Below are 21631 nucleotides of genomic sequence, written 5' to 3'. Positions count from 1 at the left end.
ATTAAAGCAACCTGTTCTTTTCCATCTCAGTCTATAGGTAGAAATACTTAACTAAAATAAATCTATCTGGGGTTGTACAGCAACGCCTTTAAAGTTTCGAGGGCGTAAAAAACCCAGAACCTTTGTCAGTTCTGAGTCTGAAGTCCCCAGCCGCCAGAGGCTGTTACAGTTGAGACACGTTGCGGCAAAAAACGCTGACCGAACGTGCCATTCAACTTAAATTAAGATCGCGTTGCGGCGCTTGCCTGACGCACACCGGCATCTGCCCCAGAAAGCGATAGCGGCGGACGTAGGCACAAATAAACTAATGGCCCAAGCACCGGCACCAGTGCAACTGCCCAGAAAACGCGTTGATCCTCAATTCCCCGCCGCGCCATGTCATCGCCTAGCACAGTGGGGAAGAGCAGGCAGAACAAGCAAAACGCCACAGTCATTGCATTCACAAACCGGCTGCTGTGAAACTGCCCAACAAAATCTCCCCAGTCGCCGGCTAGCCAAGCAAATGCAAGCAAAGCAAGGGTGTTGAGGCTGAGAATTACGCCAGTCCAGCGCGAGTCCATCAGCTTGAGAAACGCATCCTTGTCGCCAGAAAATGTTTGATTTGATTCGCGTAGCGCCAAATAGGGAATCAAGCCAATCACGCCGGTTCCCGCGCCGGCAGCGACAAATGGCCAGAAAGGAATCTTTTGCATTCTGCCATCAATAAACAGAACACAGCTATAAATCAGCAGCAAAATGCCAATTAAAGCGAATATGGACAGAATAATCGGGTTGATGGCAGCCCACTGAAGGGTAAATAAATTCTTCAGCAGCGTGATTGAAGCGGCTTGGCGTTCCGGAGTCAAGAAGAAAGCGTAGGCGATAAAGCCGGCCCACAGCAGCCAAAGTGTAATTTTTCTCACCATCGTTTTAGCTCGGTGACATTTACTCTTTACTCTTTTACTTTAAAAGCCTTACAACCGGCTTCCCGACTACCGGCTGCTCAATCTGCAAAAACCGGCCATAAATCAGCGAATCTGATTTTGCTGGATGGCTTGCGGTGCTTGTAACGTCTTGAGCCAAAGGAAGTAACTCTATCTTTCGGTAGATATCACGGATGCCAAATCGTGCATAAGTCTTTCTTTGGAATTATGGCAATTAAAAAAAACATTTCTTAACATGAAGTTACAAAGGGAGTAAAGGAACTCGAACAAGACCTGAAGCCCTTGAAACGGTTGATTAATCGAGATATTTCAAGAAAAAGGGCGGAAACCATGAATAATCAGCAACCTTCCGAACTCTCAATCTTTTTAGGAAACCTCAGAAACGGGATTTGGCTTTTGGGTATCTCCTCTTGGGTATTTGGCATTACCGATAGAAGCATTGCTTCTTTCTCTGATGGCTATTTATCTGCTTTGGATCTGGTTCAATTATTTACAGCGTCTTTCTTTTTTGTGAGTTGGCTGTTTTTGAAGCCGGTGTCGAAAGCTTAATTCCCATTCGCTGTAATATTGCAGTATCGAAGGCGTGAAATCTCCAAAATCGGGTGAATTTCAGGGGCAGCAGAGATAGATTTTTTCCACTGATAAGCGAAATCAAATGATTCAGTTTTTTAGCAAGCAATAAGGTTTTTATTTCGTTCCTTGCAAAAGAACTGACCAAAGGTGGAATGAACGCTGTGGTTTTTTCACAATTGAAAAAGCTGACTGGACTGCCGGCGAAGCGCTATCTAAAAGTGTTTCGAGTTGGGTGATCGCATCGGGTGGCGTCTGCTGCCGCGCTGTCCAGTCGGCAAAATCAATCGGTAAGTCCCATTGTGCGATCGCATTTAATGGCATTCCGATCTCCTCTCCTGCTGCCTGCCACTCGGAGATCATCCAGTCACGACTGTGAGAGGGATCTCGTAATAATTCGACTTGGTTAATAAAGGCTGCGAGTTCCGGTTCTTCGGGTGAAATAATGTCTACGACCAGAAACTGTCCCCCAGCTTTGAGAACTCGGTAAATTTCAGTGATTGCCGGCATTAAGCTAGGGAAGTGATGGGCAACATACCGGCAGGTAACAATATCAAATTGCTGATCTGCAAACGGAAGTGAAGATGCGATCGCTTCTTGGAAATGCACATTGGTAATATTTCGCGCATCGGCTTGCTGGGAGGCTTCTGCAAGCATTCCCTGACTAATATCGACACCGATAACTTCTTGAACGTGCGGTGCGAAGGCAAATGCAGTGTGGCCGGCTGCACATCCGACATCGAGAACTGTCATATCGGGTGCCGGTTTTGCGGCTTCTACCATCAGTTTGAGATCGTGTCCTTTAGCAAAAATTGGCGAGGTGCTATAAGCGCCGGCAGCCCGATCAAACTGTTCTTTAATTTTGTCTTCCGGTTCCATTTTGTTTTTCCTCATTTGGGTTAATTAATCACATTTTTATTTAATTTTAGTGAATTTATAAAAGGCTTTCCGAATATTTATAAGCCTCTTGTAAAACTTTTGATATATCAACCAAAATCCAGCCTTAATTGATTATTTTCATATAAAAAATATTAGATTTATTCAACCCAATCTGATATTTTCTGAGACAGAATTAATTCAGCTTAAAACAATGGATACCCTATTATTTTGAGCGCCCTAACTTTTGTAAAATCGTTTTTCGTAATTTCTGCGCTTGTTTAAAATTCGGATTAATTTGCAGTGCCTTCTCCACAGACTCAAGTGCTTGTTTATTTCGTCCCAGCAAATATAACGCATTGCCTCGGTTATGCCAAGCAGCAGCAGCATCGTCAAGCTTTAATTGAATTGCCTTGTCATAAGAAGCAACCGCATCCTCATAGCGGTTCAAATCCTGTAGCGCATTGCCTCGGTTATACCAAGGACTAGCATAGTCAGGCTTTAATTCAATTGCCTTGTCATAAGAAGCAAAGACCTCTTCGTAGCGTTTTAAGTCCCTTAGCACAGTGCCTCGGTTATTCCAAGTTTCAGCCAAGTCAGGCTTAATTTCAATTGCCTTGTCGAAAGAAGCAAGGGCCTCATGGTAGCGGTTGAGATCGCTTAGCGCATTACCTCGGTTATTCCAAGCATCAGGCTCATTAGGCTTCAATTGAATTGACTGGTCATAAGAAGCAACCGCCTCATGGTAGCGTTTCAACTTCCTTAGCACAATGCCTCGGTTATACCAAGCATCAGCATAGTCAGGCTTCAATTGAATTGCCTTGTCGTAAGAAGTAAGCGCCTCATCGTTGCGGTTTAAGTACCTTAACACTACGCCTCTGCTATACCAAAAATCAGCCGACTTAGGCTTAAATTCAATTGCCTTTAGAGATAAAATCAAAAGAATGCAGCCAATGATCCAGTATCGAAGCTTCATAGTTAACCTAAAAAACTTAAGGGTTAAGGCTAAGATGAACCTTTGACAGATCCTTCTCACTTAACATACTTATGGATTAGAAACTAATCATTATTTGCTAGAAATCTTTAGCAAAAGATTTACAGATTTTAGATTCTCCAACTGCCGACAAATCAACTTGGTGTGGAGAATCTAAAACCCTAGCCTTTACTCTTGATTCTCTAATCCCTCATTAAAACTCGGCCAAATCTGATCGCAGAAAAACAGCGTTCCAGAGGTGACGCAGAGGGAAACCGCCAAAAGATTGAATAAGGGAATACTGATTAAACCCAAACAAACGAGGGCAAAACTCGCAGAAGCCGGCAAACTGCGACGAATGATTCCCAACTTATCTTTAAAACTCAAACGCCGGCGTTCTAAAGGCGCATCTAGAAAATCTAAACAGACAAGTGTAGCAGCTAATACAATGCCGCCGACACTTGCAATTGCTGTGCCAAATCCTGGTAAAAAATTTAGCAGCAATAAGGGCAAACCTACCTGAATTAAAAGCAGCAATTTATTCAATTCAAACAGCAGCGCCCGCCCAATATCGCGAGGAATTGCAGCGACTCCGCCCTCTGCTTTCGGCAGCTTACCCGTGCGTGACAATTCTAACTGTTCCGAGAGTTGCCCGTACCACGGTGAACCCAGAATAACGCCAAATTGCACAAGCAAAAAACCGATGGCAACGAGTAGGAGTGCGACTAACAGAAAGCGCAGCAACCAACCTAACCCAGTGTCTAGAAAATCCAGCACGGATAACCAAGCCGGTAAGCCGGCAATTAAGGCATCTGTGCGAGCATCCAAGGTGGCAACTAAGCCATCAATTCCGTTTAATCCTGGCAAAAGCAGCCCGACATACAAACCAATGCCGGCAACAATATTAACTAAAATGGGAACTAGCACATAGCTCCAAAGACGCGGTGTGCGTCTTAAGAAGACAAGCGCTCGAAATGGATAAGTAGCCCCTGATACAAATCCGACTGGGGCGTGAATTATATTAGACATTTTTTTTGCTCTGACTGTTCTAGGATCTTGTAATCCTAGATTTATATTTTTTATATTTTAACTTCACTTAGTCGCAGGAACGGCGGGATACCTCTGCTGCAAGTTAGGAATTTACTATTTTCTAAGAAATCAGCTTAAATGGGAATTTATGGGTCTTTTAAATTAAGAAAGCTTGATCTAACAAGTGCCAGCCGGCAACCTTGCAAAATAAATTTAATGATCGGGGACTAGATAACTTCTCATCCTCTAACCCCCGAATTTCTGCAATCAATTTCACTTAACCATTCGCGCCTTGACTCACAGATCCCTTGCCAAAAAACTTTGGAGGTTCTGCCATTGTATAAACTTGGGTTTCTGATTCAATTGCTCGCCGCAAATGACCCGGCACCTGTAAAATTCCCAACAAAGTGGTGCCGTCAAACATTCGCAAACCGCCTGTGGTCTGTTTAGCCAAAATCTCGTCAATTTTTTCCGGTTCAGGACGAGTATTAATTGGCGAGGCTGAGGCAACCGCAAAACCCCAAGGAGATCCATAGGTAGGGATGTAGCTGGTGTAAGATTTTACATTGGGGAAAACCGAATTTAAGGTTCGCACAATGCGAGCGTGAAGCTTCATTTCAGACGGAGAAACCGGCCCTGCTTGCACAACAAAAAACCCGTTTGGTGAGAGCACGCGCTGGACTTTCTCGAAATATTCCTTGGTAAATAGCTGGAAAGATGGGCCAGATTCGATAGGATCGGAAAGATCGGAAATGACGACATCCCACCGATCATCGGTGGTATCTAAGAAATGCAAAGCGTCACCGATAACAACTTCGGTACGAGGATCATCAAATGCATTTTGGTGCATTTCTGGCAAATGCTGGCGGCAAGCTTCCACCACTTCGCCATCAATGTCAATCATGGCAACTTTCTCAACGGTTTTCCAGCGCAGCACTTCCCTCACTGTCGCGCCTTCACCACCGCCAAGGACAAGCACTTTTTTCGGTTCCCCGTGAAATATCATAGCGGGGTGTACGAGTGGCTCGTGGTAGAGAAACTCGTCGCCGGTGCATGATTGCCATTTGCCGTCGAGCACCAGTCCTTTGCCGTAAGCGCCGGTTTCCACGACGTACATTTCTTGAAAATCAGTTTTTTTGTAGGCGAGGACTCGCGTTACCCCGTGAACATAAATGTCCCAAGGCGTAATGTACTCGCTGATCCAAATATCGGCACGAAGCTCACTACCGGCCATGCAATCCCCCTCCTCTTCTTTAATTACACAGACCGTAAGAAATACCACAAAATGGGGTATCGTTGCTAGTCCGCAGGATACGAATAAGCAAGATAAGGCTGAAAAGGTCAAGGGTGAAAGAAAAAATTGTTTGCGACAGGCAGCTAATGGACGAGCATTTTCAGGAATAAATGACTAAAATTTTAGCAATTCTGCTATTTTTTTGTTAGCTTGACTCAGGATAAACATTTGGCTTTTTCGCTTTTGTAAAACTGGTTCTTAACTGTCCACCAACCCATGATATTTTTATTTTTTAAAGCTTTGCAAGAGGTGGAATAACTAAGGTACAACTATAGGAAGGTTGGGTCAAGGGAAAAGAGGGAAGGGTGAAACAAAAGACTCTCTGTTGACTTCTCCCTGTAGAGAAAATCGCCGGCACACACAAGCGAGAGGTGCGAAACACCAGCAATGAACCAAAAATTTGTGGGTAAACCGTGGCTAGACGCACGCATTAGAAACATACTGACGCCTCTGCTTTGGACTCAATCTGTGTCTAATGCCGGTGATTACGGAACATGGCGGCATAATTTTATACAAAATCGGCTGCGCTTAGGATTGTGGATTGCCTTTACCTCTTTCTTGACATTTACCGGCCTTGAGGTGAGAAATCATTTTTTTAAACCAGACCAGTTTAACTTTAGTTGGGTGGTGACCCAAATTACTGTGGAATTGAGTTTGCTAGTCTGTTTTGCATTTCTGCGCTCAACGTTTGGTCAAAAATATCCAGGTTTAGCATTCCTAATTTTCTCTTGGTCTGTCACACTTAGCCCACATATTAGAGGGACATTTAGTGGTGTTTTAGAGCCTTCTATTCTTGTGTGGCCTTTAATGTTTTTCGGTCAAGCAACGCTGATGCCGGTCCACTGGCGTTTGCACTTAATTTCCCAATTAGGAGTGTTAGTTTACTGTGCCGGCACCACAGCAGCGCTGAATTTGCAGGTCAAAATGCCGGCTCCTTGGCTGACACCGGCAGCCTTATATTTATATATGTTTTGGATTTGTTTTATTTGCGACCTTTCAGTATATTTATATGAGCGCGTCCAGCGAGCTGAATTTAACGCTCGCCAAGAATTAGAACTTGCCTACGTGGAACTGACAGCAGAAAAGGAACGCTCAGAACGTCTGCTACTTAATGTTTTGCCAGAGTCTATTGCAGTTCGGTTGAAACAAGAGCACCAAACGATTGCCGAAAGTTTTACAGATGTCACGGTTTTGTTTGCAGATATTGTGGGTTTTACTGAACTATCCTCGCAGATTTCACCCCCTGAATTAGTTGAGTTGCTTAACCAAATCTTCTCAGCATTTGATCATCTAGCAGAGGAGCATGGGTTGGAGAAAATTAAAACCATTGGGGATGCCTACATGGTTGTTGCCGGCCTGCCGGTGCCTCGAAAAGATCACGCTCAGGCGATTGCTAACATGGCACTAGATATGCAGCAGGCATTAGATCAATTTAATGCCAGAACGGGGCAATCCTGTCGAATTCGTATCGGCATTAGCACCGGCCCTGTGGTTGCGGGTGTGATCGGGATCAAAAAGTTTATTTATGACTTGTGGGGAGATACGGTAAACATGGCAAGTCGCATGGAATCCCAAGGAATTGCCGGCTGCATTCAAGTCACCCACTCAACTTACGATTGTTTAAAAGATCGCTATCAGTTTAAAGAGCGAGGAATCATCCACGTTAAAGGCAAAGGTGAAATGACAACTTATTTACTGACTGGCAAAAAATGAAACATTTAATTGCCTGTTTTTTGATTTATGCTCAAATTTTGAGCCTTAAAACTAACTAAAAATTTTATTTTTAAACAATCTTGCTAAGTAAAATCTTTTTTGGTACTATTTACATAGTGCAAATTAGTGTTATTCAAAAAAAAAGAAAGATTGATTTAAAAACACCAAATGTTACTAAAAAATTGCCTAATATTTAAAAATTGTAATTTTTCTTAGATGAAATTCAGAATAAGAAGTCTATAACATAAAGTTTCCTAATGCAGTACAAGCAACTCGGCCAAAGCGATTTATCCATTTCTGAAATTTGTCTTGGCACAATGACTTACGGGCAGCAAAACACAATTGAGGAAGCCCATCAGCAGCTTGATTATGCGGTTGCTTGTGGGGTTAATTTTATTGATGCAGCTGAAATGTATCCAGTGCCGGCACAAAAAGAAACTCAGGGACGCACTGAAGAATATATCGGGCAGTGGTTAACAAAACAGCAACGGGATCAGTTAATTATTGCAACAAAAATTGCCGGCCCGACTCGCAGTATGTCTTGGATTCGAGGAAAAAACCGGGCAATTAACCGGCAGAATGTTGAGCAAGCAGTCAATGACAGTCTTAAACGACTGCAAACCGATTATATTGATTTATACCAAATTCACTGGCCTGATCGCTATGTCCCGTTGTTTAGTCAAACAGCTTATGAACCTCATTTAGAACGGGAAACTATACCCATTGCCGAACAGCTTACGATTTTTGCGGACTTAATTAAAGCCGGCAAGATTCGCTATCTGGGTTTGAGCAATGAAACGCCTTGGGGAGTGGGTGAGTTCTGTCATTTATCCAAGCAGTTAGGATTGCCGCCGGTGGTGTCTATTCAAAACGCTTATAATTTGCTCAATCGCGTATTTGATAGTGCCTTAGCAGAAACCTGCCGGCGCGAAAATGTGGGATTACTCGCTTACAGCCCCTTGGGATTTGGCACACTCACCGGCAAATACCAGCAAGCGCCACCAGCAAACGCACGGATGACTTTATTTTCCAACTTTGGTAGCCGGTATCTTAAACCAAATACAAGTAAAGCTGCCGCAGCTTATATAGAAATTGCCAACAAATATCAGTTGAGTCCGGCTAAAATGGCTTTGGCATTTGTACGATCTCGCTGGTTTGTCACCGGCACGATTATTGGGGCAACAACTCTTGAACAGTTGAAGGAAAATTTAGAAAGTGTTGAGGTGGTGCTGAATCAGGAAATTCTGGCGGATTTGGAGGCGGTACACGCTCAATATCCCAATCCTGCACCTTGAAGAAAGGATTTTTTTCGCTTAGTAGTTAAAGTTTTGAAAAATTTGATGTTTTAACCGCAGATGCACACAGATAAACGCAGATAAATACAGATAAACACAGAAGCAAAAGTAAATCTTTTGGATGTAAGGGAGAGGTTGCGAAAATTATTAGATTGAATGAAATTGGCTCTTTGCAAAACCCTCCCCTACGCTTAAAGTTGCTGTTTCAAACTCTCTGTTTTAGCTTCAACTTCATTTATCGCGTTCATTTCCCGATCTTCCATTTCTAGTAATTCCTGCACTGAGACAAATCGGTAGCCACGCAGTTTCAATTCAGCAATAATTGGCGGTAAAGCTTGTAATGTTCTTGTGCGGTTGCCGCCTCCGTCATGCAACAGGACAATTCCCCCAGACTGGGCATTATCAAGTACCGCTTTGACTAATAATTGTGGGGAGGTACTTTCCAACCAGTCCAGAGGATCTACTGACCACATAACAACCGCATTCTTCTGGTTTCTTGCGTACTCGGCTAAGCCATTTTCCAGCCGGCCTGCCGGTGGGCGAAAAAGCTGAGTTTTTACACCCGTTACCTGGAAAATGCGATTAGATGTATTATCAATTTCTGTTGCTGCTGTAGCCCCATCCATCTGATGGGTATAATGATGCCAAGTGTGATTGCCAATTGCGTGCCCTGCTGCAACAACTTGTTTGGCAATATCGGGATAGGTTTGTACGTGTTGCCCAATCATAAAGAAAGTAGCCTTGACATCATATTCCTTTAAAATTCCTAACACTTTTGGCGTTTCTATCCACGGCCCATCATCAAAGGTGAGGGCGATAACTTTTTCTTTACTCTGCAGTTGGGAGTGATAAATAACTTTTCCTTGAAATCTTGCCGGCGGTGCATAGATTAGGGGGCGATCTGGTTCCACCGGCACCGGCTTAGCTTCGCTGGGTTTGGGTGTTTGTGCGCTGACTCCCGCTGGGGGTTGCTGTTTTTGCCCAGTAAATTGGATCGGTGCCGGTCGTTGATTTTGAGATAAAGCTTGCCGCCAAGGTAAGTGCGTACCGATGTTGAACAAGCCGGCGACGGCAATCAATGTAATTAATGTTCGTTGCTGCCAGCCAAATGAGTCACGCTCTGCCATATAATATTTGCCTCACTCCTCATATTCAGAGTCGCGGGATTTGGGTAATTTAACCGATAAAATTCTCTTGAATAACCGAGAAATCCGGAATTACTTAACATAAAAAAACACAGACAAATTAACCATTCTCAACGCTAAGGCAAACCGAGTCGGCACACGCTGTTCCCAACAGCCTGGGTTGCCAGAGCGCTGCAGGCAGAGAGTCGAATAGACACGTGCCCTTGCGCCACTCCTCGGTTATAGTGGGCGCACAAGGGCGGCTCAACCAATCTGCCAGAGACAGTAGCGACCCGACTGGCTATAAGAGACCCTTTCAGCTAACAAACTGTTGCTTAGACAGACAAAACTTAATGTGTTAAGGTACTATTTGTAAATTAGATTCAGTTGTAAGATTGTTTCTTGGCTGCGGAATCGCCATAGAATGTTTTCTAGTGTATCGGCAGGCATATCTCTGAAACTGAATCTCTACACTTTTTAATGTTGGAGCTATTCCATGTCGATCTATGTAGGTAACTTGTCCTACGATGTAACGCAAGAGGATCTCGTCTCTGTTTTTGCTGAGTACGGATCTGTCAAGCGGGTTAATCTGCCCACCGATCGTGAAACAGGTCGCCCACGCGGGTTTGGTTTCGTAGAAATGGAAACCGATGCTGAAGAAACGGCGGCAATAGAAGCTTTAGATGGCGCTGAGTGGATGGGCCGTGACCTCAAAGTGAACAAAGCCAAACCCCGTGAGGACGGAGGGGGTGGAGGTCGCAGCGGTGGAGGAAACCGAGGAGGTGGCGGCGGTTACGGCGGAAGAGGTTCGCGAGACCGCTACTAAGGCAGCCTTCATCGCTGACGTTTCCCCTTCCCTGGTAGGAAGTAGGGTCTGTTGTCACTCGTGGTGAACAATTGATAACAGACCATTTGAGCATTTTTAGTAATTAAGGAGAAAGAATGACCCAAGTTGTTCCAGGCGAAAATGAAGGAATTGACTCGGCTTTACGCCGGTTCAAACGCCAAGTTTCCAGAGACGGAATTTTGGCAGATGTCAAAAGTCGTCGGCATTTTGAAACGCCCATAGAAAAACGCAAGCGCAAAGCCGTTGCCGCTCGACGCAAGAGACGTTTCCGCTAAATCAAGTCGCTCTGCTTCGGAAACTGCACACTAGCTTGTTCCGAAGTAGTGGGAAGCTGATCTAGTTTGTACTGATCAAATCATACAGTTAAGGCGGGCATTGCAATTGAGTAATGCCTGCTTTAATTTTAAGTATGAGGCAAACAGAGAGCGTCTAGCTTTCCAATTCCCACAAAGTTTATGCGAGTTGTGCTGAGATGTTTGAGTTTTTGGCAGTAGAAGCCTCTAAACGCGACAACTCCCTTCTCCCTGAAAGTATCCTTATGGGGAAGCGCGAAAGATGGGGAGAAAGACTAAGAGGAATAGAATTCGAGATTAAATGTTTTTGCCAAAGAGCGATTCAAATGTTTCCTGGAGTGATTTGACATCGGCAACTCTAGCTACTAAAAGATTTTCTTGACCGGCATCCTTCAAACGCTCCCGCCAATACTGAATCCTCTCAGAATTATTCATCCAGAAATCTATCACGGTGTCCACCACTTCAGGTTTCTCCCAATGCAGATTTTGGGAAACCGTCTCAATGGATTCAAGAAAAGCATCCAGCGTGCACTTATGAGTTCCCACATATTCCACACGCGGGCGGGGTTGTTGCTGCAAAATTTCTTGTTGTTGATTGAAGAAGTACAGAATGGGAGATACCCCTAGGATGTCGAATGTATAGCTCATAGCCAACTCCTAAATGGTTTCTTGATTAATAATAGAATTGATACCATTTTGCAAAACAGCAGATGGTGATATTTATTACATCCGGAGGATTAAATATTGTTGCATAAGTTACATTTCCTCACAGAGGCCGATCTACTTGAGAGAATTCTCTAGAATTTACAAACAGTGAGTATTGGCATAGGGACAAGCAGGAAAACCTGAAAGTAAAGTCTCATCCTTTACCCTTTATCCTTATCGCTTTTATCCTTGTTTCTAGCTTTAGATTTGTCGCAAGTAGGCCAGTTTTTTTGAGCAACGCACCCGCTGATTGCCTCAATGATATTGACTGAGTTTTGCTGAATTTGGTTTCATCTCCAGTCTGCAATATTTGCTTTCAAAAATTAATACAACTTTGGATAGAATTCTCGTGATTACCTGCTTATTTAGAGCCGACATTAGCACTCCTTGCCCTCTTCTGCTAATCCTTCCCACTAGAGAAGAAGTGGCTAAGCATTGAATTGCTCTATGAAGGAGTGCAAGCGGGTATGTTCGCCTAAAATACAAATTTGATGTGCGTTAGCTTACAATTTAAACTTTAAAATCGTAATGATTCATTTGCCTGTCTGGCTAACCGATGTCAAAGGAGAACTCGCCGCCCTGACTGCCGCATTGGTGTGGGCAGTGTCGTCTGTTGTCTACACTCGCGTTGGCCGGCGCATCGCACCGCTAGAATTAAACCTGAGTAAAGGCGTCATTGCGATCGCACTGATTGTCCTCACCTTATTGTTACGTGCAATTGGGACGGGAAATTTCGCCTCAATGATGCCGGCAATCAACCCCTCTGCCTTCGCCCTGCTTACCCTCAGCGGGGCTTTGGGAATCGGCTTAGGAGATACCGCTTATTTTGCCGCCCTCACCTCGATAGGGCCACGACGGGCACTTTTACTGGAGCAAACCCTCGCGCCCCCATTAGCCGCCATTCTCGCCCTTAGCTTTCTTCAGGAAACCCTCAGCACCGGCGCTTGGTGTGGAATTTTATTAACCATTATTGGCGTCGCTTGGGTGATTGGCGAACGGGTAAACGGCGTAAATAGCGACCCAACTCACCTACGTCAAGGCATTGGCTGGGCATTGTTGGCAGCACTGTCACAGGCAATTGGAGCCGTTCTCTCCCGTGCGGCTTTGGCGAATACGAGTATTAGTCCCTTGTGGAGTACGCTGATTCGGTTGGTGGCTGGGGTGCTGGCGCTGTTGCTGTGGGTATTGCTGAGACGCCAGCCGTTGGAAATCTCACATAAACTGTTGCGATCGCAGCAGGTGTTGGGGGTGATTGTGTTAACCGCCTTTGCCAGTACCTATTTAGGAATTTGGCTGCAACAAATTTCCTTAAAATTTGCGCCGACAGGCATTGCCCAAACTCTCGGTGCCACAAGTCCCTTATTTGTGATTCCCCTAGCCATGCGAGTAGGAGAGTCGGTTAGCCTCCGCGCGATTTTTGGGGTTTTAGTCGCGCTGGCGGGTGTGGGGATCTTGTTCACCCTGCGCTAAAGAGAAACGTTAGCGTTTCAAGGTTAAGGTGAGTCCATCGGCAATTGGAACCGAGCTAAGGGTGATTCGTTCGTCTTGGTGCAGTTTTTCGTTGAGCGTTCGGATGGCTTGCGTGCTGTTATCTTGAACTTGAGGATCGGCAACTCGCCCCCCCCACAGGACGTTATCAATGGCAATTAAGCCGCCAGTGCGAACGAGTTGCAGTGCTCGCTCATAGTAGGCGTCATAGTTTTCTTTATCGGCGTCGATGAAGGCAAAATCAAAGGTGCCGGCTTCACCGGCTGCCAAGAGGTCATCTAGGGTTTGGAGTGCCGGTGCCAGTTTTAAATCAATTTTTTCTGCCACACCGGCTTGCTGCCAATAGCGACGGGCAATGGTGGTATATTCTTCACTCACATCACAGGCAATAATCTTGCCATCAGGGGGAAGTGCCAAGGCGACTGTTAAGGAACTGTAGCCGGTGAAAACACCAACTTCCAGGGTTTTTTTTGCTCCAACCAGCTGCACAAGGAGTGCCATAAACTGACCTTGTTCCGGTGAAATTTGCATCATTGCATAGGGATGATTGGCCGTTTCTTCTCGCAGCCGGTGGAGGATGCCGGTTTCTCGCAAGGAAGCCGATAATAAATAATCGTAGATGCGATCGCTGAGGCCAAGGGTTTGCTTAGACATCGTTAATTTGAGAAATAGAGTTGCCAAAGCTTATCCTAGCGCCGACAAGTAGCGAAGGGTTTAAACCTCGTGCTAATAGGGAAAGTCCTCAAAATTTAGGCATTAGGGTTGTGAGCCGGTTGTAGTTGACTTTAGCGATTAGCCAAAAATTGATTTCTGGTTGGGTTTGCCGGCTTAGCAACAATGCTGAAAGATGTCAGATAGACAAAAAAAGGAGAGGAAAACAGATGCTCAGACTCATTTTGACCGCAATTTTGATAACACTACTAAGTGCTTGTCAGGCAGTTGGCCTTGGCCCCGGTGTTGCTTTGGTCGAACAAGCAATCGCAATGCAGGTCAGCCAAACTCAACAGCAATTGGTGCGGCAATTGGGTCTTTCTCAGCCACCAGAATTAGAAATTATTCGCATTGGAGTTAAGAAGCGAGAGCCGCTGATGATTGAAGATTTACAAGGGTTTCGACTTCGCGGAAATTATGATTTAAAAATTAAGTTGCCGGCTAAAGAAAACTTTCAGCGAAATAAGCCGTTTGATGTATATTTGCAACGTCAACAACAAGCTCAAACTTGGCGTTTAGCGATTCCTGCCGGCAATGAGAATGAGCAAAAATGGACAACTTATTTAATTGAGCCGGTGGGTTATCAGTAGAGGAATTTTATAAAAGTTAGTCAAATTAATAGAAAATTAGGAAAAGGTGAAGTGTTCTCATTGCAAAACGAATACTCCATATCTTCCGGATTATTTATAGGCATTTACCCGCTAAGGGCATATTCAGCTTATCGAATGTTGGCATCTCATTCACCCTATCCTTGAGCTAACTGCTGACTATCCAGCCAAGTCACTAAATCCCCAACCTGGGAAAAATCTAGCAACGCCTCAGCTAAATCCTCTAATTGAGGAATTGATAACTGTTGAATGCACTCTTGCAACTGTGGCTCAACTGTACCGAGTCGCCGGTTGAGTAGGCCCATAATCAGCGCTAACTCTCCTTCCTGTCTTCCTTGTTAAAGTCCTTGTTGAATTCCTTCTTCCATCCAGCTCGTGACAATTTGCATAACTTCCTCCCGTTCCTCTGGTTCAATGCTACCAATTTCAGCCCGGAAAATCTCTGTCTCCTTAGCATTCAGGCGCAGATAAGTGTCAATAAATCCGGAAATTAATTGCATCTGCGCTCGATCTAGTCGTAAAGTTGCCAGCAATTGCAGACACTCAGCTTTTACTCTCGGACGATCCGCCGGCGCTATATTTCTTTTAGCCATCAGCGCACTCGCCACCGGATTTTGATGCCGCTTCATATTGCTCCCCAGCCCTCACATCTGTAAATATCTCTTTATCTACAGGTTCTATAGAATTAATATCTAGATAAGCAATAACCTCTGGAAAAAATAACTCCAAAAACTCCACAAAAAATGTGGATAATAACTTCTTAAACAAGCAATCTTGATCAATCACGTCCAAATCGCTCCACCCAGCATTCGCTCATAGCGCAACTCCAATTCCCGCTTTAACCGGGGCCAAGTATCCAGCGTTGCATCCTTCTGCATCACCTTCTCAGCCGCATCCCGTGCCAGCACCAAAATCTCCTGATCGTCCACCAAACTAGCCAGCACAAAATCCGGCAACCCAGACTGCCGCGTTCCCATCACCTGACCGGGTCCGCGCAACCGCATATCCATCTCGGAAATAAAAAACCCATCCTGGGACTGTTCCAATACCTGCAACCGCTGTTTCGCATCCGCCGTTGCCTTGGGATTGGCCATTAGTAGACAGAAGGATTTGTGGGCACCTCGACCGATACGACCGCGCAACTGGTGCAACTGAGACAGTCCAAAACGCTCCGCATTTTCAATTAACATCACGGTAGCATTGGGCACATCTACCCCGACTTCCACTACAGTAGTAGAAACGAGAATCTTTGTATGACCGTCTCGAAACTTGCCAATTGCGTCTTCCTTCTGGGCCGAATTCAAACGTCCGTGCAGCAACCCCACCGGCACATCTGGAAAAATCACATCCTGTAAGTGCTGATACTCCTCAATGGCTGACTTTAAATCCAGCTTTTCCGACTCTTCCACCAGCGGCAGCACCACATAGGCTTGCCGGCCTTGCACGATTTCCCGACGCAGCAGATCGTAAGCATTTTCTCGCTCACTGCCGGCTAAAACTGTTGTCTGTATCGCTTGCCGGCCTGGGGGTAATTCATCAATTTGACTTACATCCAAATCCCCGTGCAGCGTCAAGGCAAGGGTTCTTGGGATTGGCGTCGCTGTCATTGTCAGTACATGAGCGACCCCTTCCACACCTTTTTGCTGCAACTTCGCCCGCTGCTGCACTCCAAAACGGTGCTGTTCATCGATCACAATCAATCCGAGTTGATGGAAATTCACCCCTTCTTGAATCAGCGCGTGAGTCCCCACTAACACCGGCAGTTCCCCGGTTTCTAACTGCGCGTGAATTTCTCGCCGCTTAGCCGTTTTCGTCGAACCCGTCAGTAATTCCACCGGCAGGTGTAGCAAATTTAACCACGATACCAACTTGCGATAATGCTGCTCTGCCAGCACCTCCGTGGGAGCCATCAGCGCTGCTTGGTAGCCGGATTGAATCGCCGCCAGCATTGCCACCACGGCAACCACCGTCTTACCGGCACCCACATCCCCCTGCACGAGCCGATTCATCGGTTCCGGTTTCTGCAAATCGTTCAGGATATCATTGACCACTCGCTGCTGAGCGTTTGTGAGTTTGAACGGTAATACTTTGTAGAAATCATTGATCAACTGGCCGGTAGAGGCCAGAATCGCACTATTTTGAACTTGGCGCTGATTAGCTCTGCGACTCAGCAATCCCAACTGAAGATAGAAAAACTCATCAAAGACCAGGCGGCGTCGCGCTTCTGCCAAAATATCGCGGTCGGTTGGGAAGTGAATGTTGGAAATCGCCTCCTTCAACTTCATCAACCCATAGCGATCCCGCAAACCCGCCGGCATCGCATCCTGAATCTGGTTAACTGCCGGCATCGCTGCAAGCACGGCCTTTCTGACGACATCGGCCCCCACACCTTCCGTCAGGGGATAAACCGGCAGCACCCGCCCGATTTTCATTGACTCTATCGAGCCGGTGCTGTTGTCTAAAACTTCCATTTCTGGCTTATCCAGAGTTAGGCCATATTTATTGGCTTTCACCAACCCCGACGCCGCAATCACTGCACCGGCAGGGTACATTCGCCTTTGCTGTTCTTGCCACCCGCGATTACTCATGCGACCGACAAGAAATCGGCTAATTTTAAGCTGGCCGGTGCTGTCTTTCAGGACCAGTTCTAGAATCGTTAATTTCTTGTTTTTGGGACTGCTGTAGCAATTGCTGCGCTTTATTGTTGCCACAATCGTCACCGTTTCTCCCGGTTCCAAGTCGCGGATATTCACCTGACGCGCATAGTCAATATGGTCGCGAGGGTAGTAGTAAAGCAGATCCCGGACGGTGTACAAACCTAAGCTGGCTAAGCGTTCCCCATTCCTTGGCCCTATTCCAGATAAGCGAGTCAGCGGTTGGTCAAGGGAGGCAGTCGATGTAGAACTGCTGGCTGCCGGTGCCAAAGGTGCGGTTTTGGGTTGCTTGACATTTGAGCTTGAAGATGATTTCTCCTCGCTTTCCTGCTCCTGATTGGCGTCTCGCCGCAGAAAAACTCGCTGCATCTGAAGTAGAAACACACGGGTATCTGCGATCAAACCCTGCCTGTTCTCAACACTCAGATCGGGATAGCCGGCAAAGGCTGTGGCTATTTCTCCCCACCGTTGCCGATCATTCGGCGATAAGGCTGCCGGCGCTTGGCTGAAACTCAGGTGGAGAAACTCGCTAAAGCGGTATTGTTTGCCCACCAAGTCACTAAAGCCGTTCTCTGCCTCAATTGACAGAGCTTTTTGTAATCGCACCCAATCTGGTTTGTTGTCGATCATGGCTCAGCAGTCAGTGAGGGGTAGGAATGAGCAATCTTTAATTAGGGATGAGCGCTTTAGCGATGAGCGAATCACTGATCAATGTAAGGGCCGGTTTTGCGAATAGATTAACACTCAAAACCTGCTTTTACTACCTGAACGTTATTCCTCAAACCAGCTAGATCGCCATGCCGCCTCTGCTTCTGCAACTGCCCGTTCTCGTTGCTTTTTCTGATAGTCGCGTCCAAGTTGGGTTGCCTTGACTGAAAGCTTCCGAATTTGGTTACGACCGGCCATTACTGTTGAATCGGCAAATTCAATCTCAGACAAGCGTAGATGAATGGCTAGCAGTTGAGTCATCGTAGAATTAGACTCCAGAGAATTTTCGGTTTCCACCAATAAATTTAATAGGTTGGGTGGCCCAGCCACGGCCTCAGCGGCTTCTGCTTTCACCGCCGCTTCTAAAATGGGTTCGGGCAATTTCTTCGAGATGACGCCCGCCTGTTGCAATACCCGGTTTGCTCGCCGAGAGGCTGTTTGCAGGGTTTTAATGATGGATTTTTCGAGCTTCTCTTGCCACTTAGCCAGTTGCACCGGGTTGCTGATCGGGCCGGTCGGTTCATTGCTGAGTGCTGCGAACGTCGGGTTGGCCGATATTTCTGTCGGTTCTAAGTTTAAATCGGTTGTGAGGACAGTTTCTAAAGGGGTGTTAGCCGGCGCTTCTGGCTCACTTTGTACAGACAGGGGATCAAAAGGCGTTAATGGCTCTGTTTCTGGGGGTTCGAGCAGTGTAGCCAGCCCAACTGTAGGCAGGGGCGGTGCCGGCGTTGCGTTCGCTGTTGGGAAAGCTAAAGCTGCAAGCAGATGTTGTTGAGCCTTCTCGGCGACCTTCCGCAGGTCTTGCTGTAGCTGTTGCCGTTGGCTATAGGAAAGCTTAAGAAATGTCTCCGGATGTCCTTGGGTGCAAAGGTGATAACTGGCTAAAATTAACTGCTGCCGCACAGCTTGCCCAAGGGCTGTCAAATAGCTGGAATAGGTACTATAAAATTCTTGTGCGAGTTCTGCAACCGCTTGCTCCAACTCTGTAATATCCCGCTCAATTTGCTCAAGTGCTTTCGCCATAACTTCCAGAATTCAAAAGATAGAATACAGGAGTCAGAATTGCTTCTGAATGCTGAATTCTGACTCCTGACTCTTATTATTTGCCACCCATTTGAGCAGCCACTTCTTCAGCAAAGTTGCTCTCTTGCTTTTCGATGCCTTCACCCAGAACAAACCGCACAAAGCGACGCACCTGGATATTTTCACCCAGTTGCGAAACGGCTTGCTTCACCAACTCTTCAACGGTGATATTTTGATCCCGAATATAGGGTTGATCCATCAAAGACATCTCTTTCAAGCGCTTCTCAATTCTGCCCAAAACGATCTTTTCTTTGATATTTTCTGGCTTGTTTCCCAAATCGTCGCGACCCATTTCAATCGCCTTTTCCTTTTCGGCCACGTCTGATGGGATCTCGTCTACCTTCACGTACTCGACGTTCGGGCAAGCGGCAATTTGCATGGCAATATTGCGTACCAAGTTTTGGAACTCTTCGCGACGGGCCACAAAGTCGGTTTCGCAGTTAACTTCCACCAGCACACCAACTCGACCGCCAGTGTGGATGTAGCTGCCTACCAGTCCTTCTGCTGCCACACGCCCAGATTTTTTATCCGCTGAGGTGATGCCTTTTTGCCGCAGCCACTCACTCGCTTTGGCGATGTCGCCATCATTTTCTGTCAGCGCTTTTTTGCAATCCATCATGCCAGCGCCGGTTTTTTCACGCAGCTCTTTGACGATTTTCGCCGATATTTCCGCCATCTTGCCTTAATCCCTACTTGAATCTGTTAACAAGTACCACGATACAGGCGCTTAGGCTAGAGACTAGAAGCTAGAGTCCAGTCTCTAAACCTAGCGTCTCTATTCCTGAGTTTCCTCTTCCTCTTCGGTATCCGAGTCGCCTTCATAGCTCTCGTCATCATCGAACTCGTCATCTCCGTAGTCCTCGTAGTCTTCTTCGGCTACGGTGTCGAGTTCACCATGACGCCCTTCATAGATGGCATCAGCGAGTTTGCCTAATATTAGCTTAATCGACCGGATGGCATCGTCATTGGCCGGAATCGGGATATCTACCACATCGGGATCGCAGTTCGTATCTAACAGCGACACAATAGGGATATCTAACTTCTGGCACTCTTGTACTGCGTTGTATTCCCGCTTCTGGTCTACGATCACCACGATATCTGGAATTTTCCGCATACTTTTGATGCCGCCCAAATATTTCTGCAATTTGCCGAGTTCGCGGCGCAGCATGGAGGCTTCTTTTTTGGGTCGCAGATCGAGTGCGCCGGTTTCTTCCAGGCGTTCGAGTTCTTTCAAACGATCTACGCGACTTTTGATCGTCGTCCAGTTGGTGAGCATTCCCCCCAACCAGCGTTGGTTAACGAAGTATGCGCCGCAGCGTAAAGCTTCTTGAGCGATAATACCGGCAGCTTGACGCTTTGTGCCCACAAACAGAACTTTCTTGCCCTGCTCTGAAGAAGTCCGCATATAATCATACGCATTTTCTATCAGTTGAGCGGTCTGCACTAAGTCGATGATGTGAACGCCGTTACGCTCAGTGAAGATATAGCGCGACATTTTGGGATTCCAGCGGCGGGTTTGATGCCCAAAGTGAACCCCTGACTCTAATAACTGAGCCAATGAAACGACTGCCATGATTTTTCGATCTCCTAATTCGGGTTAACCTTCCATCCAGGCGGATTTCCCTAAGGAAACACCCGAAGTCCTGAATGTGTGAGATTAGACAACCTTATTAGGTTAACACAAGTGGGTTACTTGTGAATGGGAAGTCTTAGCGAGTAACAAGAAGGCAGATTGAGTGAGGTCAGATCAAAGCCGGTTCTGACAGACATCTTAAAGATTCAATTTTAAAAGTCTTCATTTATTGTTTTTGCTGGGCTTCCGCATAAGCGGCATAAACTCCCTTGACGTTATACCAGTTAAGAAAAACTCGGGCAATTTCTAAAGCAAGTTGGGGCTTGCCTTGATCAATTAACCATTGCAAAAAAGGTGCCATAGTGCGTTCGTTGAGGGTGCCGCCGAGGGAAAGAATTCCCCAAAGGATTCGGTGTATCCCCGTCATTTGAATCATCATTCGCACTTCCCAGGTGGGGTGTTTCTCATAGAACAGAACTCCCATACGACCTCGTTGAATTTCTTTATCAATTAAGTTGGGAAGCTGGGATAGTGCAAAGGGAGGATGCCAGTGATAGCCAACCGCATCGGGGCATTTAATGAGTTTTAATCCTAATTGTTTGAGTCTGACACCGAGTTCTAAATCTTCCCATCCGTAGAGTTGAAAGCGGGTATCAAATAAACCGGCTTTTTCTAACCATTGACGGGAGATGGCGACATTGCCGGTGGCAAAATAGGCGGCTGAAAAATCGGTGAGTTTGTAAGGTTCAGAGGTGGGATTATCAAAGTTACAAGTATTGATAACGCGCCCGTAAGTAAAGACGCGATCAAATTCCTTAGTTCCCTGCACGAGTGCGTCAGCGTGTGCTTGCAGGAAATTTTCAGTAACAACTAAATCGCTATCAATAAAAATAATTGTGTCACCGGCAGCCTTTTCCACCCCCAAATTCCGCGCAGCAGCCGGCCCTTGGTGGTTTTGAGCAAAGGTGCGAACGTGGGGAAACTCATCTGAGTGTTCCGCCAACCATTCTAAGGTGTGATCGCTCGAACCATCATCCACCACCACCACTTCATAGCCGGCGACAGCGCTATTACGAATAAGCTGCTGACGTTCCAAAGCTTTTAGGCACTTTTCTAGAATAGGCCGGCGATTATAAGTTGGAATAACAACGCTGAAAAACACGG

Annotated in this window: 23 protein-coding genes; 7 read left to right on the top strand and 16 right to left on the bottom strand. The window is 46.1% G+C overall.

All coding sequences use genetic code 11. The annotated features are described in order from the left end of the window. Positions 1 to 221 precede the first annotated feature (221 nt). Positions 222 to 905: a hypothetical protein gene (locus tag H6F56_RS25260; RefSeq protein WP_190674704.1), complete on the bottom strand. Its 684-nt coding sequence runs from the start codon at positions 903 to 905 to the stop codon at positions 222 to 224. A gap of 348 nt (positions 906 to 1253) precedes the next feature. On the opposite strand from H6F56_RS25260, the gene H6F56_RS25255 reads away from it, so the two are divergent. Then, positions 1254 to 1472, top strand: coding sequence for a hypothetical protein (locus H6F56_RS25255; protein WP_190674701.1), 219 nt, complete (start codon positions 1254 to 1256; stop codon positions 1470 to 1472). 138 nt (positions 1473 to 1610) lie between these two features. On the opposite strand, the gene H6F56_RS25250 is transcribed toward H6F56_RS25255, so the two are convergent. The 4 genes from H6F56_RS25250 to speE all read right to left on the bottom strand — a co-directional run bounded on the left by H6F56_RS25250 (position 1611) and on the right by speE (position 5605). Then, the gene (locus tag H6F56_RS25250; protein ID WP_190674698.1) at positions 1611 to 2372 is read right to left on the bottom strand and encodes a class I SAM-dependent methyltransferase; all 762 of its coding nucleotides are present in this window, start codon (positions 2370 to 2372) and stop codon (positions 1611 to 1613) included. 223 nt (positions 2373 to 2595) lie between these two features. Further along, the gene (locus tag H6F56_RS25245) at positions 2596 to 3345 is read right to left on the bottom strand and encodes a tetratricopeptide repeat protein (RefSeq protein WP_190674695.1); all 750 of its coding nucleotides are present in this window, start codon (positions 3343 to 3345) and stop codon (positions 2596 to 2598) included. Positions 3346 to 3531: 186 nt separating this feature from the next. Then, complete coding sequence (locus tag H6F56_RS25240) at positions 3532 to 4371, bottom strand: EI24 domain-containing protein (RefSeq protein ID WP_190674691.1); 840 nt, start codon at positions 4369 to 4371, stop codon at positions 3532 to 3534. 277 nt (positions 4372 to 4648) lie between these two features. After that, positions 4649 to 5605, bottom strand: a complete 957-nt coding sequence (gene speE / locus H6F56_RS25235) for a polyamine aminopropyltransferase (RefSeq protein WP_190674687.1) — start codon at positions 5603 to 5605, stop codon at positions 4649 to 4651. 447 nt (positions 5606 to 6052) lie between these two features. Between speE and H6F56_RS25230 the strand changes: the two genes are divergently transcribed. Together H6F56_RS25230 and H6F56_RS25225 are read left to right on the top strand one after the other, a co-directional pair. After that, positions 6053 to 7378 carry an adenylate cyclase gene (locus tag H6F56_RS25230; protein ID WP_190674683.1) on the top strand — a complete coding sequence of 442 codons (1326 nt, stop codon included), beginning with the start codon at positions 6053 to 6055 and terminating at the stop codon, positions 7376 to 7378. 257 nt (positions 7379 to 7635) lie between these two features. Continuing rightward, the gene (locus tag H6F56_RS25225; RefSeq protein WP_190674680.1) at positions 7636 to 8673 is read left to right on the top strand and encodes an NADP(H)-dependent aldo-keto reductase; all 1038 of its coding nucleotides are present in this window, start codon (positions 7636 to 7638) and stop codon (positions 8671 to 8673) included. A gap of 191 nt (positions 8674 to 8864) precedes the next feature. Here the strand turns inward: H6F56_RS25225 and H6F56_RS25220 are convergent, their stop codons facing one another. Continuing rightward, positions 8865 to 9800: a polysaccharide deacetylase family protein gene (locus tag H6F56_RS25220; RefSeq protein WP_190674677.1), complete on the bottom strand. Its 936-nt coding sequence runs from the start codon at positions 9798 to 9800 to the stop codon at positions 8865 to 8867. Between the two features lie 493 nt (positions 9801 to 10293). Between H6F56_RS25220 and H6F56_RS25215 the strand changes: the two genes are divergently transcribed. Continuing rightward, on the top strand, positions 10294 to 10623 hold the full coding sequence (locus H6F56_RS25215; protein ID WP_190674674.1) for an RNA recognition motif domain-containing protein: 330 nt from the start codon (positions 10294 to 10296) through the stop codon (positions 10621 to 10623). 116 nt (positions 10624 to 10739) lie between these two features. Further along, the gene (gene rpsU / locus H6F56_RS25210) at positions 10740 to 10919 is read left to right on the top strand and encodes a 30S ribosomal protein S21 (protein ID WP_190674671.1); all 180 of its coding nucleotides are present in this window, start codon (positions 10740 to 10742) and stop codon (positions 10917 to 10919) included. A gap of 315 nt (positions 10920 to 11234) precedes the next feature. Here the strand turns inward: rpsU and H6F56_RS25205 are convergent, their stop codons facing one another. Beyond that, the gene (locus tag H6F56_RS25205) at positions 11235 to 11585 is read right to left on the bottom strand and encodes a hypothetical protein (protein ID WP_190674668.1); all 351 of its coding nucleotides are present in this window, start codon (positions 11583 to 11585) and stop codon (positions 11235 to 11237) included. Between the two features lie 585 nt (positions 11586 to 12170). Between H6F56_RS25205 and H6F56_RS25200 the strand changes: the two genes are divergently transcribed. Next, a complete protein-coding gene (locus tag H6F56_RS25200; RefSeq protein ID WP_190674663.1) occupies positions 12171 to 13112 on the top strand; it encodes a DMT family transporter in 942 nt (313 codons plus the stop codon). A 9-nt stretch (positions 13113 to 13121) separates the two neighbouring features. On the opposite strand, the gene H6F56_RS25195 is transcribed toward H6F56_RS25200, so the two are convergent. Continuing rightward, on the bottom strand, positions 13122 to 13784 hold the full coding sequence (locus H6F56_RS25195; RefSeq protein WP_190674660.1) for a class I SAM-dependent methyltransferase: 663 nt from the start codon (positions 13782 to 13784) through the stop codon (positions 13122 to 13124). Between the two features lie 227 nt (positions 13785 to 14011). Between H6F56_RS25195 and H6F56_RS25190 the strand changes: the two genes are divergently transcribed. Next, on the top strand, positions 14012 to 14431 hold the full coding sequence (locus tag H6F56_RS25190) for a hypothetical protein (RefSeq protein ID WP_190674657.1): 420 nt from the start codon (positions 14012 to 14014) through the stop codon (positions 14429 to 14431). A gap of 155 nt (positions 14432 to 14586) precedes the next feature. Here the strand turns inward: H6F56_RS25190 and H6F56_RS27160 are convergent, their stop codons facing one another. The 8 genes from H6F56_RS27160 to H6F56_RS25160 form a co-directional block, all read right to left on the bottom strand. Next, positions 14587 to 14754 carry a DUF4351 domain-containing protein gene (locus H6F56_RS27160; protein ID WP_309236637.1) on the bottom strand — a complete coding sequence of 56 codons (168 nt, stop codon included), beginning with the start codon at positions 14752 to 14754 and terminating at the stop codon, positions 14587 to 14589. Between the two features lie 33 nt (positions 14755 to 14787). Further along, entirely contained in the window at positions 14788 to 15078 is a 291-nt protein-coding gene (locus tag H6F56_RS27155) for a hypothetical protein (RefSeq protein WP_309236636.1), read from the bottom strand. Further along, entirely contained in the window at positions 15035 to 15235 is a 201-nt protein-coding gene (locus H6F56_RS27150) for a hypothetical protein (protein ID WP_309236635.1), read from the bottom strand. Before H6F56_RS27150 ends, H6F56_RS27155 begins: the two co-directional genes overlap by 44 nt. Next, positions 15232 to 17733 (bottom strand): ATP-dependent DNA helicase RecG, encoded by a 2502-nt coding sequence (recG, locus tag H6F56_RS25180; RefSeq protein ID WP_190674654.1) that lies wholly within the window; start codon positions 17731 to 17733, stop codon positions 15232 to 15234. The genes H6F56_RS27150 and recG overlap by 4 nt, the downstream gene beginning before the upstream one ends. A gap of 141 nt (positions 17734 to 17874) precedes the next feature. Beyond that, positions 17875 to 18834 (bottom strand): hypothetical protein, encoded by a 960-nt coding sequence (locus H6F56_RS25175; protein WP_190674650.1) that lies wholly within the window; start codon positions 18832 to 18834, stop codon positions 17875 to 17877. Between the two features lie 76 nt (positions 18835 to 18910). Continuing rightward, positions 18911 to 19570, bottom strand: a complete 660-nt coding sequence (gene tsf / locus H6F56_RS25170) for a translation elongation factor Ts (RefSeq protein ID WP_190674645.1) — start codon at positions 19568 to 19570, stop codon at positions 18911 to 18913. A 99-nt stretch (positions 19571 to 19669) separates the two neighbouring features. Continuing rightward, positions 19670 to 20467: a 30S ribosomal protein S2 gene (gene rpsB, locus H6F56_RS25165; protein ID WP_190674642.1), complete on the bottom strand. Its 798-nt coding sequence runs from the start codon at positions 20465 to 20467 to the stop codon at positions 19670 to 19672. A 226-nt stretch (positions 20468 to 20693) separates the two neighbouring features. Further along, positions 20694 to 21629, bottom strand: a complete 936-nt coding sequence (locus tag H6F56_RS25160) for a glycosyltransferase family 2 protein (protein WP_190674639.1) — start codon at positions 21627 to 21629, stop codon at positions 20694 to 20696. Between the last annotated feature and the right edge of the window lie 2 nt (positions 21630 to 21631).

Source organism: Microcoleus sp. FACHB-672, from assembly GCF_014695725.1.
GTDB lineage: Bacteria > Cyanobacteriota > Cyanobacteriia > Cyanobacteriales > Oscillatoriaceae > FACHB-68.
Note: the sequence above shows the minus strand (reverse complement) of the source record. Positions and strands in the feature narration are given on the sequence as shown.